This is a genomic window from Mesorhizobium sp. EU05-FHT14A09 (assembly GCF_058790995.1).
Genome location: NZ_JBYTDF010000003.1, coordinates 167,522 through 183,313, shown reverse-complemented (window position 1 = coordinate 183,313; position 15,792 = coordinate 167,522). Strand labels below are relative to the sequence as shown.

Annotated in this window: 14 protein-coding genes and 1 pseudogene; 7 read left to right on the top strand and 8 right to left on the bottom strand. The window is 62.0% G+C overall.

The window, feature by feature from the left end; translation table 11 throughout:
• Positions 1 to 8: 8 nt before the first annotated feature.
• Positions 9 to 263, bottom strand: a complete 255-nt coding sequence (locus AC3WTO_RS12460) for an amphi-Trp domain-containing protein (protein ID WP_492461051.1) — start codon at positions 261 to 263, stop codon at positions 9 to 11.
• A gap of 183 nt (positions 264 to 446) precedes the next feature.
• The gene (locus AC3WTO_RS12455; RefSeq protein WP_492461050.1) at positions 447 to 1,313 is read right to left on the bottom strand and encodes a LysR substrate-binding domain-containing protein; all 867 of its coding nucleotides are present in this window, start codon (positions 1,311 to 1,313) and stop codon (positions 447 to 449) included.
• Positions 1,314 to 1,400: 87 nt separating this feature from the next.
• Here AC3WTO_RS12455 and AC3WTO_RS12450 point away from each other — a divergent pair, with 87 nt between their 5' ends.
• Positions 1,401 to 1,982, top strand: coding sequence for a DUF4865 family protein (locus AC3WTO_RS12450; protein ID WP_492461049.1), 582 nt, complete (start codon positions 1,401 to 1,403; stop codon positions 1,980 to 1,982).
• Positions 1,983 to 2,379: 397 nt separating this feature from the next.
• Here the strand turns inward: AC3WTO_RS12450 and AC3WTO_RS12445 are convergent, their stop codons facing one another.
• Together AC3WTO_RS12445 and AC3WTO_RS12440 are read right to left on the bottom strand one after the other, a co-directional pair.
• A complete protein-coding gene (locus AC3WTO_RS12445; RefSeq protein WP_492461048.1) occupies positions 2,380 to 3,840 on the bottom strand; it encodes a TadE/TadG family type IV pilus assembly protein in 1,461 nt (486 codons plus the stop codon).
• Between the two features lie 266 nt (positions 3,841 to 4,106).
• Positions 4,107 to 4,328, bottom strand: coding sequence for a DUF1674 domain-containing protein (locus AC3WTO_RS12440; protein WP_492461047.1), 222 nt, complete (start codon positions 4,326 to 4,328; stop codon positions 4,107 to 4,109).
• Positions 4,329 to 4,627: 299 nt separating this feature from the next.
• Here AC3WTO_RS12440 and htpX point away from each other — a divergent pair, with 299 nt between their 5' ends.
• The 3 genes from htpX to AC3WTO_RS12425 all read left to right on the top strand — a co-directional run bounded on the left by htpX (position 4,628) and on the right by AC3WTO_RS12425 (position 8,910).
• The gene (htpX, locus tag AC3WTO_RS12435) at positions 4,628 to 5,650 is read left to right on the top strand and encodes a zinc metalloprotease HtpX (RefSeq protein ID WP_492461046.1); all 1,023 of its coding nucleotides are present in this window, start codon (positions 4,628 to 4,630) and stop codon (positions 5,648 to 5,650) included.
• On the top strand, positions 5,641 to 7,026 hold the full coding sequence (locus AC3WTO_RS12430; RefSeq protein WP_492461045.1) for an RsmB/NOP family class I SAM-dependent RNA methyltransferase: 1,386 nt from the start codon (positions 5,641 to 5,643) through the stop codon (positions 7,024 to 7,026). Before htpX ends, AC3WTO_RS12430 begins: the two co-directional genes overlap by 10 nt.
• A 159-nt stretch (positions 7,027 to 7,185) precedes the next feature.
• Positions 7,186 to 8,910 carry a heparinase II/III family protein gene (locus AC3WTO_RS12425; RefSeq protein WP_492461044.1) on the top strand — a complete coding sequence of 575 codons (1,725 nt, stop codon included), beginning with the start codon at positions 7,186 to 7,188 and terminating at the stop codon, positions 8,908 to 8,910.
• A 69-nt stretch (positions 8,911 to 8,979) separates the two neighbouring features.
• Here AC3WTO_RS12425 and AC3WTO_RS12420 read toward each other — a convergent pair whose 3' ends face one another.
• The gene (locus AC3WTO_RS12420) at positions 8,980 to 9,600 is read right to left on the bottom strand and encodes a DUF2239 family protein (RefSeq protein ID WP_492461043.1); all 621 of its coding nucleotides are present in this window, start codon (positions 9,598 to 9,600) and stop codon (positions 8,980 to 8,982) included.
• Between the two features lie 117 nt (positions 9,601 to 9,717).
• On the opposite strand from AC3WTO_RS12420, the gene AC3WTO_RS12415 reads away from it, so the two are divergent.
• Both AC3WTO_RS12415 and purH read left to right on the top strand, forming a co-directional pair.
• Positions 9,718 to 10,047, top strand: a complete 330-nt coding sequence (locus tag AC3WTO_RS12415; RefSeq protein WP_492461042.1) for a GIY-YIG nuclease family protein — start codon at positions 9,718 to 9,720, stop codon at positions 10,045 to 10,047.
• Between the two features lie 96 nt (positions 10,048 to 10,143).
• Positions 10,144 to 11,760: a bifunctional phosphoribosylaminoimidazolecarboxamide formyltransferase/IMP cyclohydrolase gene (gene purH / locus AC3WTO_RS12410; RefSeq protein WP_492461041.1), complete on the top strand. Its 1,617-nt coding sequence runs from the start codon at positions 10,144 to 10,146 to the stop codon at positions 11,758 to 11,760.
• 32 nt (positions 11,761 to 11,792) lie between these two features.
• Here purH and AC3WTO_RS12405 read toward each other — a convergent pair whose 3' ends face one another.
• The 3 genes and pseudogenes from AC3WTO_RS12405 to AC3WTO_RS12395 all read right to left on the bottom strand — a co-directional run bounded on the left by AC3WTO_RS12405 (position 11,793) and on the right by AC3WTO_RS12395 (position 14,803).
• Complete coding sequence (locus tag AC3WTO_RS12405) at positions 11,793 to 13,169, bottom strand: MFS transporter (protein WP_492461040.1); 1,377 nt, start codon at positions 13,167 to 13,169, stop codon at positions 11,793 to 11,795.
• Between the two features lie 133 nt (positions 13,170 to 13,302).
• The gene (locus AC3WTO_RS12400) at positions 13,303 to 14,202 is read right to left on the bottom strand and encodes an NAD(P)-dependent oxidoreductase (protein ID WP_492461531.1); all 900 of its coding nucleotides are present in this window, start codon (positions 14,200 to 14,202) and stop codon (positions 13,303 to 13,305) included.
• Between the two features lie 5 nt (positions 14,203 to 14,207).
• Positions 14,208 to 14,803 (bottom strand): annotated as a pseudogene (locus tag AC3WTO_RS12395) (LysE family translocator).
• Positions 14,804 to 14,866: 63 nt separating this feature from the next.
• On the opposite strand from AC3WTO_RS12395, the gene AC3WTO_RS12390 reads away from it, so the two are divergent.
• Positions 14,867 to 15,775, top strand: a complete 909-nt coding sequence (locus AC3WTO_RS12390) for a LysR family transcriptional regulator (protein WP_492461039.1) — start codon at positions 14,867 to 14,869, stop codon at positions 15,773 to 15,775.
• Positions 15,776 to 15,792 lie beyond the last annotated feature (17 nt).

Genomic DNA, 15,792 nt, shown 5'->3' with positions numbered 1-15,792 from the left:
GGAACAGGCTACTCGCCGGAGGCGGTTTCGTCTCCGGCGATGTTACGGCTCCATCGAAGCTGAAATTCGATCTCTTCTTCGTCTTCGCCGCGCTCGTGTTCGACACTCGCCACCGCCCCGGCGGGTACGCGGATCCTTTCGCCACCAATGCTGATTTCGAACCGTTTCCCGGTTTCGAGCGCATCTGCAAGCCGGCGCAGCTTGGCGACGAATTCCTCTCTCGGATAGATCTTTTCGATATCGCGTTCAGCGCGGCGGCTCATCTCGGTTTCTCCGTCAGCGCCACCTTGTTACCCGACCAGGATGGCGACCGGATGAACCCGGGAGCGTTTCCGTTTTCATCGAAACGGTGAAACGCTCCAGTTTCGTTTTACGCAATTCCGGACGGAACCCGTTACGCACTTTTCTTGGAATTGCTTGGGAGCCGCGGCCTGCGCAGAGGCCCGTTACCGCCCGGCCGCACTTCTGAAGGCAGCGGCAAGGACCTTCAGCACGTCCCGTGCCTCGCGCCGCCCCGGCCGGGCCATCAGAACGATATCCTGAGCTGGCAGCTCAGGAAGGTCGAAACGCTCGCCGACATCGACGGCGCCGGCGGGTGCCACCCGTTGTGCCAGGGCCGCGACAGCCAGGCCCGCACTCACGGCTGCGCCGAGTGCCAACACGCCGCCGCCGACGAAAGCTTCCGTCCACGGCAAGCCAGCTTCGTCGAGTGCATCGATGGCGAGCGCGCGGATACCGCAGGGCGCGGCCAAAGCTGCCAGCCTCAATGGCTCGCCTGAGCGATGCTGGAACGATGGCGATGCGAACCAGCGGAACGGCTCGCGAAACAGGATCTCGCCATCGGCGTTGTCATCGCCGCGCCGCGCGATCACCGCATCCAGTTCGCCATGGCCGTATCTGGCAACGACGTCGCGCGACGAGGCAATCCGCACCTCGACCACCAGCGACGGATCGTAGGCATTCAGCCTGGCCAGCAACAGCGGCAGTTCCGGCCCGGCAACATGATCGCTGATGCCGAGCGTCAATCGGCTGGGTACGGATGGCAGAATACCGGAAAGCGCGCGCTCATGCGCCTCCAGCAGGTTGCGCGCCGCTGGCAGGAAGCGTTCGCCTTGCGAGGTCAGCCGGACATGGCGAGGCGTGCGCTCCAGCAGGCGGCTGTCGAGACGGCTTTCCAATCGCTTCAGCTTGAGGCTGACCGTGGCCTGCGATGTGTCGAGAACCTCCGCCGCCCGTGTGAAGGAGGCCAGGTCGGCGACGAGGACAAAAGCCTGCACGGTGTCGATATCGAGTGTACGGGTATGATCTATCATGTTCAATTCTTATCATTGATATATTTCACAATATGTTTTCATAATGTCCAAGTGATGGCAAGTTCCACTCAACCAAGGAGAACAGCCATGTTGATGATGCAGTACATCCACCGCCTTCCCGCCGACTATGAGATGGACAAGCTTGCCAAGCGGGCGGCCAGCCTGGGTCCGGATTGGGACGACACGCCCGGCCTCGGCTTCAAGGCATTCGTCGCGCAACGGCGTGGCGAGAACGGCGCCATCAACAACGCCTATTCCTCGCTTTATCTGTGGCTGGCGGACGAGGCGGCCAGCGACTTTATTACCGGCGAACGCTTCCAGAAGGTGATTGACGGCTTCGGCCGCCCAGCCATCGAAACCTGGCTGCCGCTCGATGTCCATCTCGGATCGGCAATCGGGGCACGTTCGGTCTATCGCGAAGATGTCCTGATTGATCCGGCCACCGATTTCGCGGCGCTGAAGCGCAACGAAAACGAACGCAACACCGCGATCGTCAAGCAATCCGATACCTATGCGGCGGTGACGGCGATCGACCTTGCCAATTGGCGCTTGTCACGTTTCAGGCTCTCCAGCAAAGCCGCCAGCACGCCCCAGCAAGGCTCTGCCTTCGACATCCTGCACTTGGCGAAGCCCGGAATTCCGGCGCTTGAGCAATTCCAGCAACAGTGAGCAGCGGTTTTGCGTCCGGAATTGCGGAAAACTAAGGAGTAGGTCGTTTCCGTAAAGGAAACGCTCTTGTCGCGGCGGCTTGAAATGTTGCGGTCCTGCACTTGCGCTTGAGCGCAAAACACACCACCTTGTCTGCGTGTTCAACGAACTGAAAGGAGGTGATCCGATGTCGAGTGATTTCGTTTTCCAGAGCGTGATCCCGGCGGATCGCCTTCACGGAGAGCAGCCTCTCCGCTGAAGCGCGAGACGCGCGGCGCACGGTCCGAAGGGATCGTGGCCACGGGCCGCGCCTGGACGAAAGCCACGGAAGGCCGCCCATCGCAAGATGTGGCGGCCTTTTCCGTTTTTGTGGAGCACTCTTTGAAACCCCGCAAGCTTTTCGAGAAGACCGAGCTGGTTATTTGGTCAACGCTAGCTTGTTGAGGTTTTCAGCGATCTTTTTGAATGCCGCCTTCAGTTCTGGCCCGGTAGAGGCGTCAAAGAAGTGTTTCATACCGCCGGTATCGGGGCTCGCGCAATTCTTCAACAGGTCGATGGCTTTAGCCCGGGAATCGGCATTGATGTTGCGATTGTAGAGATCGAAGCCAATCGTGTAGATTTCTATACCTTTGGCACGCATACCTGCACAAAGCTCGGTTGCCGCATCACGTGGCGCAGCTTTACCATCTAGGTACGCCCCATAGACGTCAGCAGCATCGAAGTAGGAAAGGTTGAACAGGCCATCCGTCATCAGGATCGCGTATTTTCCAACCGTGGTACTGTCATAACCCATGGGTTTCTGAGACTCGGCAAGGACCCCAGCCCAATTTGGCGACAGCAGATACCAGCCCCATTGCACGCCAATGTGCCCTGCCGTACCGCCTGCAAACTCGAACGCGTCGATTCTCGACTTGAGCGCCGTTACATCCGACGAGAGCGGCATTATTTCCGCAGTCGGACATATCTGAGAGGCGCCATACCCCTGAGCAATAACATTATTATACCGATCTAGCTTCGATGGGAACCCGCCGGCAAACTCTGACAAGATTAGATCTCGATTAACCATATTAATTTCTGGACCATTGTCGGTATAGTCCATTGTATATCGGTCTTTCCCTTTGCGCTCGGTAGCGCAATTGAATGGGTTATTTATGCTGTTGCTTGTATTCGCCGAAGATCTCTGCGCGGCGCTGCCTGGCGCCTGTTTTCTATCGCTCGCAGCACTTTCGATGAAAACAGAACTTGCCGCCAAACTGCGGCCTACGTTCACCGCATTTGCGTAAGGTATCAGAGCCACACGTACCCGTGGTCGGGTAGGACTTTTGTCGTCGAAGATTGCATCAATCCCATCTTTCGCAGCGGCTTTGAGATCCCTTATCTTTGTTCCATCTTTCATCGAAGCAGTTAGGTCGAGCATCATCGCGACCTCGATCTGCCGGAACGAAAAAACGGCAGCGCCAGTCTGCGACACCCGTCGAGTCTTCTCTGCCCCGAACAAGGGGAAATAGAGCGGAACGTCGACATGCGCGTCGACCTGGAGCGTGAATTGCTTCCGATCCAAGGTCACTTTGTCGATGACGATCTGATTGTTGGCCAAGGTGCCGCCGGTGCTGTTGGCATCGAGATAGACTTTGATGGTCTTCGTCGCCTCTTCTTCCGTCGCAGTTCCCGTGGTGAGTTCCCGCGCTGTCGAGGTTACCGCTGCATCGATGGCATTGCCGAGCGCCGAGCGGGCGTTCATCATCTGCCCGATATTGACGGCAAAGCCGACGACCAACACCAAGATCGCGAGCACAATGCCCGCCATGACCATGAAATTGCCGTCGCGGTCCCTGCAGAACCTGCCGACCAGCCGTCGAAGCGTGCCGAAACCCATCATCGCCCTTTTCCCGCCCACGGAACCTGGATTGCTGACGCAGGTTTTTCCGCCGGATGGCGCGGCATCTGGACCAGTATTGGTGTTTTCTTGGTAAAGGCCGGGCTTTCCCGGGCCCCTAACCGCAACGAAGGTAAATGCGCGGTAAAGGTTCAGGCCGAGCCGACAATGTGGATTATAAAACGCTAATTTAGCGTAGGGGATTGCATCGATGTCGCCGACGGGCGCCAGGAAAAACCCCGCCGTGATGGATCCTGTCCAAGTCCGCGTCAGAAATCGCTGGTCAGGCCCTTCACTTCCCAGTCGCCATAGCGATTGGGGTCATTGCCGCCACGCCCGCCAATCTCCTTGGGCAAAGCAGCCTCGGCCTGACGATAGGCTTGACGGCGAAGCTGTGCTTCGGCCAGCGCCCGTTCTGCCGCGGGCGAAAGTGCCTTATCTTGGCCTGCTTCGACCGGCATCTCGTGCGGCTTGCGGTTTTCGTCCGGCATGCTTTTCTTCCAGTGGATTGAAACGGCTTGGGCTTCTAACCATCATATAGAGCAATTCCAGCAAAAGTGCGCAGCGGTTTTGCGTCCGGAATTGCGTAGACAAGGTACAAGAGCGTTTCCGCGTTTCCGAGAAAATCGGAAACGCTCTGGGAGCAATTCCAGCAAAAGCGCGTTGCGGTTTTGCGTCCGGAATTGCGGCAAATTAAGAAGATGGAGCATTGGCGGCGGCTTTTCTCGCTGGAAATGCTCCAACGAAACCAAGGCGAGGGATCAACCCTTGCCAGGCGATGGAGAAACATTTGAGCACGATGCGCACAGCCATGCTTCTGGCCGCCATGACGGCGCTGTTCATGGGTGTCGGCTACCTGATCGGCGGCTCCGGCGGCATGATGATTGCGCTGGTCATCGCAATTGCCACCAATTTTTTCAGCTACTGGAACGCTGACAAAATGGTGCTGTCGATGAACCACGCCGTCGAAGTCGACGGACGCAGCGCGCCGGAATTCTATGCCATCGTGAAGAGCCTTGCCGCCAATGCCGGCCTGCCGATGCCGCGTGTCTACCTGATCGACACCGACCAGCCCAATGCCTTCGCCACCGGCCGTAATCCCGAGAACGCCGCAGTTGCTGCCTCGACCGGGCTGCTGCAGCGCCTGTCGCATGAAGAAGTCGCCGCCGTGATGGCGCATGAACTCGCCCATGTGCAGCACCGCGACACCCTCACCATGACCATCGTGGCGACCCTTGCCGGCGCCATTTCCATGCTCGGCAATTTCGCCTTCTTCTTTGGCGGCAACCGCGAGAACAACAATCCGCTCGGCTTCATCGGCGTGCTGGTGGCGATGATCGTTGCGCCTTTCGCTGCAATGATCGTGCAGATGGCGGTGAGCCGCACCCGCGAATATGAGGCTGACAGGCGCGGCGCGGAAATCTGCGGCCATCCGCTCTGGCTGGCTTCCGCCCTTGACAAGATCGCGCGCAGCGCCGAACGCATCCGCAACGACGATGCCGAACGCAATCCTGCCACCGCGCATCTTTTCATCATCAATCCGCTTTCCGGCGAACGCATGGACAACCTCTTCTCCACCCACCCGAATACGGAAAATCGCATCGCTGCGTTGCAGGCGCTTGCCGCGCAAATGGGCCAGGCCGGCGAAGCGACGCGTCCTGAAGCGGCGCCTTCGCCGCGCCACGGCCAGATCGATTCGGCCGGCCCATGGGGCAGCTCCGAACCTTCCTCAGGCGGAAGCGAGCAACAGGAAGCGCCGAAATCCAATCCCTGGGGCCGCAATCCGTCCGGCCCGAAAGGCCCATGGCAGTGAAGCAAGCTGGCAGGGCTGCCCGCAAGCCATCGCCTCATCGTTCTGATAATGCGCCGCAGGCACCCGGCCTCGCCGCCCGCCAGGCGGCGGCACGGCTGCTGGCGGCGGTCGTCGATGCCCATACCCCGCTGGACGGGCTGACCGACAACGAGCACGGACACCCGCAATATCGAGCGCTGGATGGCCGTGACCGGGCCCTGGTGCGCGCGATCCTGGTCACCGCGTTGCGCCATCGCATGACCATTGCCGGCTTGCTCTCGCGTCGCCTTGAAAAGCCGTTGCCGGCAAATGCCACCACGCTTTCACATATCCTGCATGTCGCGGCGGCGCAGATCCTGTTTCTCGACGTGCCCGACAGCGCCGCCGTCGACCTCGCCGTCACCCACGCCAAGGCCGACCCACGCACCGCGCGTTTTTCCGGCCTCGTCAATGGCGTGCTGCGCGCGCTGGCCCGTGCCAAGGACGCCGAACTGGCACAGACACTTGCCACCACCGACGACGCGCCGGCATGGTTCGGTGACCGGCTGCGCAAGGCCTATGGTGAGGAAACCACGCACGCCATCCTCGCCGCGCATCGGGTCGAGGCGCCGGTCGATTTTACCGTGAAGGCCAATCCGACATACTGGGCGGAACAGTTTGGCGGCATCGTGCTGCCGACCGGTACGGTGCGGGTAGCAAAATTGCCGGCTTCGGTTCCCGAGCTGCCGGGCTTTGGCGAGGGTGCCTGGTGGGTGCAGGATGCTGCTGCTGCCCTGCCGGCCAGACTGCTGGGCGATATAGCCGGCAAACGTATCGCCGATCTTTGCGCTGCCCCGGGCGGCAAGACGGCACAACTCGTCCTGGCTGGTGCGAAGGTCACTGCGGTCGACACATCGAAGAGCCGGCTGGCGCGATTGAAGCAAAATCTCGACAGGCTCGGCATGGGTGCCGAAATCGCCCAGTCCGACTTGTTCGACTACACTCCGGCTGAAGCTTTCGATGCCGTGTTGCTGGATGCGCCCTGTTCTTCCACCGGCACGGTCAGGCGTCATCCCGACGTGCCATGGACCAAGACGCCGGCTGACATCGAGAAGCTCGCAGGGCTGCAACGGCGGCTGTTGGAAAAGGCCGTGACGCTGGTCAAGCCGGGCGGCTGTATCGTTTTCTCAAACTGTTCGCTGGATCCGCTCGAAGGCGAGGACCTGCATCGCGCCTTCCTGGCCGAAACGGCGGATGTCGCCGACCATCCGATTCGGCCGGACGAAATGCCGGACATCGAAACCTTCGTCACAAAGCAGGGGACGTTGCGCACCACGCCGGCTGGCTTCGATCTTGGTGACCCGGCAATTTCCGGTCTCGACGGTTTCTTTGCTGCCCGCTTCCGCAGGCAGCCTTGAACGCCACTTCACCGCTTGATGCCTCGGCAAAATACCTCGAAACCCTCCAAAAAAGGTATGGCGCTACCCTGATCTGTGGGCTTCCAGCTGAATTCGCTTTCAAGAATATAGTTGAATCCTATAATTCATGCGGGCGGACGGGACAATTCGAGGTGGTTTTTGGCACTGGCTGCCGATGATACGACGCGTCTGTGGACGCTCGTCGCGAAGGAGTTTTGGCGCAAGGCGCGCCGACGCCTGCGCGCCGGGCCTGTCTATCGATGGCGCTATTCGGGCCGTACGCCCGAACGCGTGCTGATCGCGCCACCCGACCTCAGGCTTGCCGATCCACAGATCGCGCACGAGATTTATTACGGCCGCTTCCCGCTCTCCGGCCATCTGGTCGAGACCGGCGGCCTGTCACCGTTTCAGCTCGATGTTGCCCATGACGGCTGGGTGCGCTCGTTGCACGGATTCCGTTGGCTGCGCCACATGCGTGCCGCCGGCACCGACCTCGCCGCGGCCAACTCCCGCGCGCTGGTCTCCGACTGGATCACCCAGCATGGCAATCGTATCGCCGGCCCGGCGTGGGAACCGGCCACCACCGCCAAGCGCATCATCGCCTGGCAGCAGCATTCCTCGGTCGTGCTGCAGGGCGCCGAATTCCCGTTCTATCGCGCCTTCCTGAAATCGCTTGCCGTGCAGATCCGTTACCTGCGTTCGCTGGCGCGCGAGATGCCGGACGGCAAGGACAGGCTGCGCGCGCGCGTCGCGCTCGCTTTTGCCGCGCTCTCCCTGCCTGCGCCCGCTTCTGCACTGCGCTCGGCAACACGCAATCTCGGCGAAGAACTCGACCGCCAGATCCTTCCCGATGGCGGACATATTTCGCGCAATCCGCTAACGGTTCTGGAAATCCTGGCCGATCTTCTGCCTCTGCGGCAAACCTATGCCAACCAGGCGGAGACGCCACCGACGGCACTGATAGGCGCCATTGACCGCATGCTGCCTGCACTGCGCTTCTTTCGCCATCACGATGGCAGCCTCGCCCGCTTCAACGGCATGGGCGCCACCATTCAGGATCGCATCGCCGCGATCCTGCGTCACGACGACACCGCCGGCGCGCCGCTGCTGCATGCGCCCCATTCCGGCTACGAACGACTGGCCATGGGCGACGTGACGGTGATCGCCGACACCGGTACCCCGCCGCCGATCGATGTTTCCAATTCAGCCCATGCCGGCTGCCTGTCGTTCGAACTGTCGTCGGGGCGCCAGCACTACATCGTCAATGCCGGCGTCGACACCTATGGCGCAGCTGAATTCCGTCCGCTGGCGCGCGCCACTGCCGCGCATTCCACGGCAACACTCAACGATACATCCTCGGCACGTTTCGCCCTGTCGATGCGACTTGGCGGCCTGCCGGGGTCACCTTTGCTCGGAGGACCCCGCAAGGTCTCGAGTGAACGCCTCGATGACGGTAGCCGCCAGGGCTTCGTCGCTCGCCATGACGGCTACGCGCAGCGTTTCGGCATCTTGCACGAGCGTGAGCTGGTGCTGTCGGCAAACGGCAATGTGCTGACCGGCCGCGACCGTTTCCTGCGGGCCGGCAACGGTGCAACGCGCAACGATGGACGTGACACCGTGGCCGTGCGCTTCCATATCCACCCCGATGCCAGCCTGTTCCGCGACGAGCATGACAGGCTGGTGCTCGCCGCCGAAGGCGGGGACCTTTGGGTATTTACCTCGCCGCAGGTGCAGCCCGAGGTCGAGGAATCGATTTTTTTTGCCGGCATCGTCGGACCACGCCGCAGCCGGCAGATCGTGCTGCATTTCCAGGCAGCAACCTTTCCGGAGGTCCATTGGCAGTTTGTCCGCACCGGCCAGGCAGGATTTGCTCCGAGGGTGTGATCCTGATCCTGGAGCGTTCCGTTTTTCATGGAAACGCGGAAGCTTTCCTGGGATTGCTCGCAGGCTGGATCATTCGCCTGGTGTAAATCCAGCGAGCTTCTGTGCATGAAACCTGACATCCGCGGGCCAGGTCGCCATGTGTCGCTCGAATTTCTCCCGATCATCGGCGAACAACGCACGCGACGCTTCCTCGAAGCCGGGCAGGTTCCCGGCCATGACTGACAGGAAGCGGTAGGATGCTTCCCGCCGAACACGCCGCGCGCTTTCATCGCCATCGGCACGGCGCGCGGCATCGACAAGCCGACGCAGCGCTTGCGAAGCGCCTCCCCGCTGAGCGGCCAACCATTCCCATTGCCTCGGCAGGAGCGTGACTTCGCGCGCCACCACGCCGAGCTTCGGCCGGCCACGGCCACGCGCGGCGATCTCGGCCTCTTCCTCTTCGTTCTGGTCCTCGGCGACGGATTTGACAGCCGCGATCAACGGGAAGCGCGCGGCGAGCCGCGAAACGATCTCGGCATCCGAGCCACGCAGATCGAGGTCGACAACAGCCCCCGTGGCGTCATCAAAGACCAATATGGGTGCATCGCGGATGTGATCGCGGGCTTTGACAGCGAGCGCCACTTCGACCAGCGGTCCGTCCGCGACACGGTGATCGCCCTGAAAGGCGGTGCTGACAGCGGTCAAAGACATCGAATTTCTCCCTGGCCCGCTCTTCATGACTGGTTTCGCGCCGCATGTCAATTATTACCCGGGTATAATTGACATGCGGCGGCGCACCCCCTACATGCGGCCCGAAAGGTTTCGATCATGAGCAGCATCGACAGAAAGACCGCCACGGCGGCCTACAAAAAACGCGACGTTCCGGCGGGCATCTATGCGCTGACCTGTGCCGAGACGAGCCAGCGATGGGTTGGCCACTCACCGGATCTTGACGCCATGCCGAACCGGCTGTGGTTCACGCTCCGGCTCGGCAACCATCGCGCATCCGGGCTGCAGACGGCGTACAATCAATATGGCCAGGATGCCATTGCCATCGACGTGCTCGAGCGCTTCGACGACGTCGTTCGGCCCGAAGGGGCGGCACTGAAGGAACGCCTGACCTTCTGGCGTGACAGGATCGACGCGCTTCCGGCCTGAGTTTGTGCCGGCGCCGGTGCCGACTGAGCTTGATTTTGAGGCTCCTTGTGCTACGGCCCGGACCATCCTCTCCAGCCCGCAGAAAGGCTGCCAGCCATGGCCGTTGCCGCCAAGAACATTCCAGCGCCCGATCTCGTGCCGGTTCGCCGCGCGCTGCTTTCCGTATCCGACAAGACCGGCCTGCTCGATTTCGCAGGCGCCCTTAGCAAGGCTGGCGTCGAACTGGTTTCGACCGGCGGCACCGCCAAGTCGATCGCCGCTGCCGGCATTGCAGTCCGTGACGTTTCCGAACTGACCGGCTTTCCCGAGATCATGGATGGCCGCGTCAAGACGCTTCATCCTTCGGTGCATGGCGCGCTGCTCGGCGTGCGCAACGATCCCGAACATGCCGCTGCCATGCGCGACCACGCCATCCAGCCGATTGATCTCGTCGTCGTCAATCTCTACCCGTTCGAACAGGTCCGCGCTTCCGGCGCCGGCTATGCCGCCATCGTGGAGAACATCGACATCGGCGGTCCGGCGATGGTGCGCGCTTCGGCCAAGAATCATGCCTACGTCACCATCGTCACGGAACCGGAAGACTATGCCGCGGTGCTGGAAACCCTTGCCGCCAATGCCGGTGCGCTGCCACTGGACTTCCGCAAGCATCTGGCGGCCAAGGCCTTCGCGCGCACGGCGGCTTATGATGCCGCCATCTCCGGCTGGTTCGCCGAGGAACTGAAGATCGAACAGCCGACATGGCGCGCTTTTGGCGGACGCCTGGAAAGCGTCATGCGGTATGGTGAGAACCCGCACCAGTCGGCCGGCTTCTATATCAACGGCGACAAGCGCCCGGGCGTTGCCACCGCGCACCAGTTGCAGGGCAAGCAGCTGTCCTACAACAACATCAACGACACCGACGCCGCTTTCGAACTGGCCGGTGAATTCGATCCCGCACGCACGGCCGCTGTCGCCATCATCAAGCACGCCAACCCCTGTGGCGTGGCTGAAGGCGCATCGCTGAAGGAAGCTTATCTCAAGGCCCTGTCCTGCGATCCGGTCTCGGCTTTCGGCGGCATCGTCGCGCTGAACCGCCTGCTCGACGCCGAAGCAGCGGAGGAGATCGTCAAGACCTTCACCGAAGTGATCATCGCGCCTCAGGTGTCCGAAGAGGCGGCCGCAATCGTCGCAGCCAGGAAGAACCTGCGCCTGCTGGTCGCCGGCGGCCTCCCCGACCCGCGCCAGACCGGCACGATCGTCAAATCGGTGGCTGGCGGCCTGCTGGTGCAGAACCGCGACAACGCCGTGGTCGATGATCTCGACCTCAAAATCGTCACCAGACGCGCGCCGAGCGAAGCCGAAATGGCTGATCTGAGATTTGCCTTCCGCATCGCCAAGCACGTGAAGTCAAACGCCATCGTCTATGCCCGGAACCGCGCCACGGTCGGCATAGGCGCCGGCCAGATGAGCCGTGTCGATTCCTCGCGCATCGCGGCACGCAAGGCACTGGATGCTGCCGAGGCTGCCGGCCATGCAGAACCGCTGACCAAGGGGGCGGTGGTAGCTTCGGATGCGTTCTTCCCCTTTGCCGACGGATTGCTAGCCGCTGTCGAGGCCGGTGCAACGGCAGTCATCCAGCCCGGCGGCTCGATGCGTGATGACGACGTCATCAAGGCAGCCGACGACCATGGCATCGCCATGGTGTTCACCGGGATCAGGCATTTCAGGCACTGATTTTTCTACCCGTTCGCGCGGGGGGACCGGCCTCAATCTTCCGTCTTGTCGGCCGGATAAGGTGTTCCGGCGAGGATCGCCATGCCGGCAACGAGGAACAGGATGATCATCGCCATGCCAAGACGCGGCGAACCGGTCGTCGCCGTGACGGTGGCGATCAGGAACGGCGCCAGGAAGCTGGTTGCCCGCCCTGCCAAAGCATAGATGCCGAAATAGCGTCCTGACTCCTCCGCCGTGACGCTGCGCGCCATGTATGAGCGCGACGAAGCCTGCACCGGCCCGAACGCTAGGCCGATCAGCAGCCCGTAGACAATATACGCCTTCTCCGCGGGGGTTCCGAACAGGCTGCCCGTATCGATGCCGGGAAGCTGCAGCCAGCCAAACAACGTATAACCCGGCCCGGTCGAAATGATGCCGACGGTGGCAATGGTCAGCAGCACCAGAGAGATCATCACGACCACCTTGGACCCAAGCCCGGTGTCGAGTCGGGCGGCAACCCAGCAGCCAAGAATGGCGACGACATTGAGAATGATGCCGAACACGCCGATCTCGGTGATCGACCAGCCGAACATCGCTGCCGCGAAGGCCCCGCCGAGCGAGAGCAGTGCATTGACCCCGTCCTGGTAGATCATGCGCGCGACGAGGAAGCGGAAGATGCCGACCCGCTTGCGCACTTCGGCCAGTGTCGATTTCAGCTCCGCCAGCCCCTGCCTGACCGCTGGCCCGACCGGCATGCCCTTCACCGCGTCCGGTGTGAAGAAGAACATCGGCAGGATGAAGATGAAATACCATAGCGCCGAGAGCGGCCCGGTAGCGCGGGCGTCTTCGCCGAGCTTGGGGTCCAGCCCGAAAATTGGATCGAGGCCGACGATCGTCTTGCCGGTCTCCGGCGATCCCGCCATCAATGCCACGACGAAGATCAGCGCCACCATGCCGCCGAGATAGCCCAGCCCCCAGGCGACATTGGAGATCTTGCCGATCTCGGCCTTGGGCACGAGGCGCGGCATCATCGAATCATTGAAGACCGTCGAAAACTCCGCCGCCACCGAGGCCAGCGAAAAGAACAGCACGATCAGGAAAAGGTTCGATCCCGGCGCTGCAAACCAGAGCAGCGACAGGCTGACGATCTTGATCGTCGCAAAGAACGCGATCCACGGCTTTCGGGGCCCGGTCTGGTCGGCGATCGAACCAAGGATCGGTGACAGCACTGCGATCACCAGTCCTGCCGCAGCCAGGCCATAACCCCATACTGCCTGGCCCATGGCGGGGTCCGCCGACAGGCGCGAGACGAAGTAGGGACCGAAGATGAAGGTAGTGACCAGCGTGAAGAAAGGCTGGGCCGCCCAGTCGAAGAACATCCAGCCCCAGATGCCGCGCCCGGAAGCGCGCTGCATGGTCACGTCGCTCATCTGTCCTCCACCGCTTTCGTCCCGTTCGCGGTGGCTCATGTCTGCACGTTTTTCGTGGCACTGCAAAGACCCGGGCCTGATGCCTCTGCACAAAGCGCGACGATCGCACAGCTTCGGCCCGTTTGGGTGACCGTCAGCTGTTCCGCCACGTACGATCTTCGATCGCGCGGATGACGGCGGCCATGTCGAACTGGCCGAACCCAAGTGCCTCGGTCTCGCCGTAAAGCAGGTAGCAGACATCGAGCAAAGGTGAGGCAATCTTCGCCTCACGCGCCGCCTCGGCAATCAACCGGTTGTTCTTGAACACGTCGGTGATTGACGCCTGCACGGAAAAGTCGCCGGCAACCAGCTTTGACAGTTTGATGCGCGAGACATCGCTCGCCATCGGCCCCGCATCGAGCACAGCCGTCAGGCGCGCAAGATCCAACCCGTGCCGCTCGGCGAAATGCACGGACTCAGCCAAGCCTGTCACCGTGGTGATCAGGAAGATGTTGACCGCGAGTTTCATCAGAAGCGCATTTGGTACCGAACCACATGGAACCGTCTGGCGGCACATCGACATAAGCAAAGGCTGAATGGCCTCCACTGCTTCCGTTTCTCCTGCCAGCATTGCCACCAACTGCCCAGCTTCCGCCGGTTTGCGCGAACCGGAGACAGGAGCCTCGACATACTGGCCGCCTGCGGCGCGGATATCTGCCTCCAGCACGCGCGAATACCCCGCCGAAGTCGTACCCATGTGGACGACGACATGGCCAGCCACGCGAGTGCTGAAATCAGCGGTGCCACGCGCGAGCACCGCGTCGATCGCCTGTTCGGTGGCCAGCATCAGGATGACGATGTGCGTCCTGGCAAAAACCTCGCCGGGGCTCACTGCCACTTTCGCGCCCGCAGCTTCCAGTGTTTCACTGCGCTCTGACGATCGATTCCATACCAGCAATGGTACCCCTGCTCGTGCCATATTGAGCGCCATCGGTTGCCCCATCACGCCGAGACCGATGAAGCCGACTTGCTCGCCCGTCCACGCGTTCGACATCTGGTTCAAAGCCACATCGGCACGATCGACAGCGCGAGCAGCACCCCGAGCACCATGTTGACGGCGCGCCATTGCGTCTCAGTCCTGAGCAGCCGCGCCATCAACAAGCCCGCGGTGCACCAGAGTGACAGCGAGACGGTGGCCGCAACGCCAAAAGCCAGCGCCAGCAGCGCGCCAAGCCGGGCCGGGCCGACGGCGAGCGCTGCGAACGAAGCCGCGGCTCCGAGCGTCATCGCCCAGGCCTTCGGATTGAACCACAACAGCCAGATCCCCCGGTGAAGCTGGTCGGCCGCGCCATATTGGTGTCGAGGCGCGGCGGACCGGAGCGACCGACCCTCCAGGCGAGCCACAGCAGATAGGCGGACCCGATCGCTTTCATGGCAAGCTGCAGCGATGGCATCGCCTCCAGCACACCCGCAAGTCCCGCGGCGGCCGCCGCTGCCATAGAGGCGAGGCCGGCAGCAATGCCGGCCATCAACGGGATCGAACGGCGAAAGCCGAAATGAGCGCCCGAGGCCGTTGCCAGTGTCGTGGCACCGCCCGGTGAGATGGTGGAGACCAGCGCAAAGACAGCCAATGGCAAAACGGTTTCGGGCGACATGCGCTTCTCCAGGCGGCAGTTGCGGCGTCCTAGCTACCGCTTGCTTGGCCATTAGAGAAACGCATGTTGATTATGATCAGCATTAGCATTCATAATGCCACCATGGCCCGCAATCTCGATCTCGCTCTGATCCGGACTTTCCTTGCCGTTGCGGAGCGCGGCAACATGACATCTGCCGGCAATGCACTGCACCTGACGCAAAGCGCCGTCAGCCAGCAGGTCGCGCGGCTGGAGAAGGCCTTCGGTCATGAGCTGTTTTCACGCGACCGCCGTGGCCTGAGACTCACCAGCGCCGGGGAGCGGTTACAGGGCAAGGCCCGGCGACTGCTTGGCCTCAACGACGAAATCTGGGCCGACATGACGGCGCGGCGTGTGGAAGGGCCGGTACGGCTCGGCGTGCCCTTCGACCTAGCCGGCCCTTTGATCGCACCGGTGTTGAAAGGCTTCGCGGATGCCTTTCCGCAGGTCGAGATCTCGCTGCTCTGCGCTGCTTCGCCAGACCTTGCGCATGCGTTGGCCAAGGGTGAGATCGATCTGGCCTTGGTCGAGACACCACTGGGCGCCTCCGAAGGCGAGTGCCTCGCCGTCGACCGCCTGGTCTGGGTTGGAGCGCGGGGCGGTGGCGCACATCTGAAGACACCGCTGCCGGTTTCGATGGTCGCTGAAACCTGCGCTTTCAGGCCTGCAGTCCTGGCAGCCTTGCACGATCAGGGTCGTGAATGGCGCACCGTGTTCGAGAACGGCAGCATCGATGCCACCACCGCCACGGTGACAACGGATCTTGCGGTAACGGCCTGGCTCGCGTTCACCGTACCACCGCACCTCGATATCCTGCCTGCGGAGGCCGGTTTGCCGCAGCTACCATCCTTCGCGATCAATTTGCATCTGCCGGGGCGCGATGCGGCACCGGCGACACTCGAGCTCGCCCGCCATATCCGCGAGGGGCTCTCGCGGACCCGGCTGGCAGCATAAAAGCCTTAGAGCTTTCG

What these genes read in the sequence shown, in the direction of transcription:
- AC3WTO_RS12460 (WP_492461051.1), bottom strand. Translation starts at nt 263, where the DNA reads ATGAGCCGCCGCGCTGAACGCGATATCGAAAAGATCTATCCGAGAGAG.
- AC3WTO_RS12455 (WP_492461050.1), bottom strand. Translation starts at nt 1,313, where the DNA reads ATGATAGATCATACCCGTACACTCGATATCGACACCGTGCAGGCTTTT.
- AC3WTO_RS12450 (WP_492461049.1), top strand. Translation starts at nt 1,401, where the DNA reads ATGTTGATGATGCAGTACATCCACCGCCTTCCCGCCGACTATGAGATG.
- AC3WTO_RS12445 (WP_492461048.1), bottom strand. Translation starts at nt 3,840, where the DNA reads ATGATGGGTTTCGGCACGCTTCGACGGCTGGTCGGCAGGTTCTGCAGG.
- AC3WTO_RS12440 (WP_492461047.1), bottom strand. Translation starts at nt 4,328, where the DNA reads ATGCCGGACGAAAACCGCAAGCCGCACGAGATGCCGGTCGAAGCAGGC.
- AC3WTO_RS12430 (WP_492461045.1), top strand. Translation starts at nt 5,641, where the DNA reads ATGGCAGTGAAGCAAGCTGGCAGGGCTGCCCGCAAGCCATCGCCTCAT.
- AC3WTO_RS12420 (WP_492461043.1), bottom strand. Translation starts at nt 9,600, where the DNA reads ATGTCTTTGACCGCTGTCAGCACCGCCTTTCAGGGCGATCACCGTGTC.
- AC3WTO_RS12415 (WP_492461042.1), top strand. Translation starts at nt 9,718, where the DNA reads ATGAGCAGCATCGACAGAAAGACCGCCACGGCGGCCTACAAAAAACGC.
- purH (WP_492461041.1), top strand. Translation starts at nt 10,144, where the DNA reads ATGGCCGTTGCCGCCAAGAACATTCCAGCGCCCGATCTCGTGCCGGTT.
- AC3WTO_RS12405 (WP_492461040.1), bottom strand. Translation starts at nt 13,169, where the DNA reads ATGAGCGACGTGACCATGCAGCGCGCTTCCGGGCGCGGCATCTGGGGC.
- AC3WTO_RS12400 (WP_492461531.1), bottom strand. Translation starts at nt 14,202, where the DNA reads ATGTCGAACGCGTGGACGGGCGAGCAAGTCGGCTTCATCGGTCTCGGC.
- AC3WTO_RS12390 (WP_492461039.1), top strand. Translation starts at nt 14,867, where the DNA reads ATGTTGATTATGATCAGCATTAGCATTCATAATGCCACCATGGCCCGC.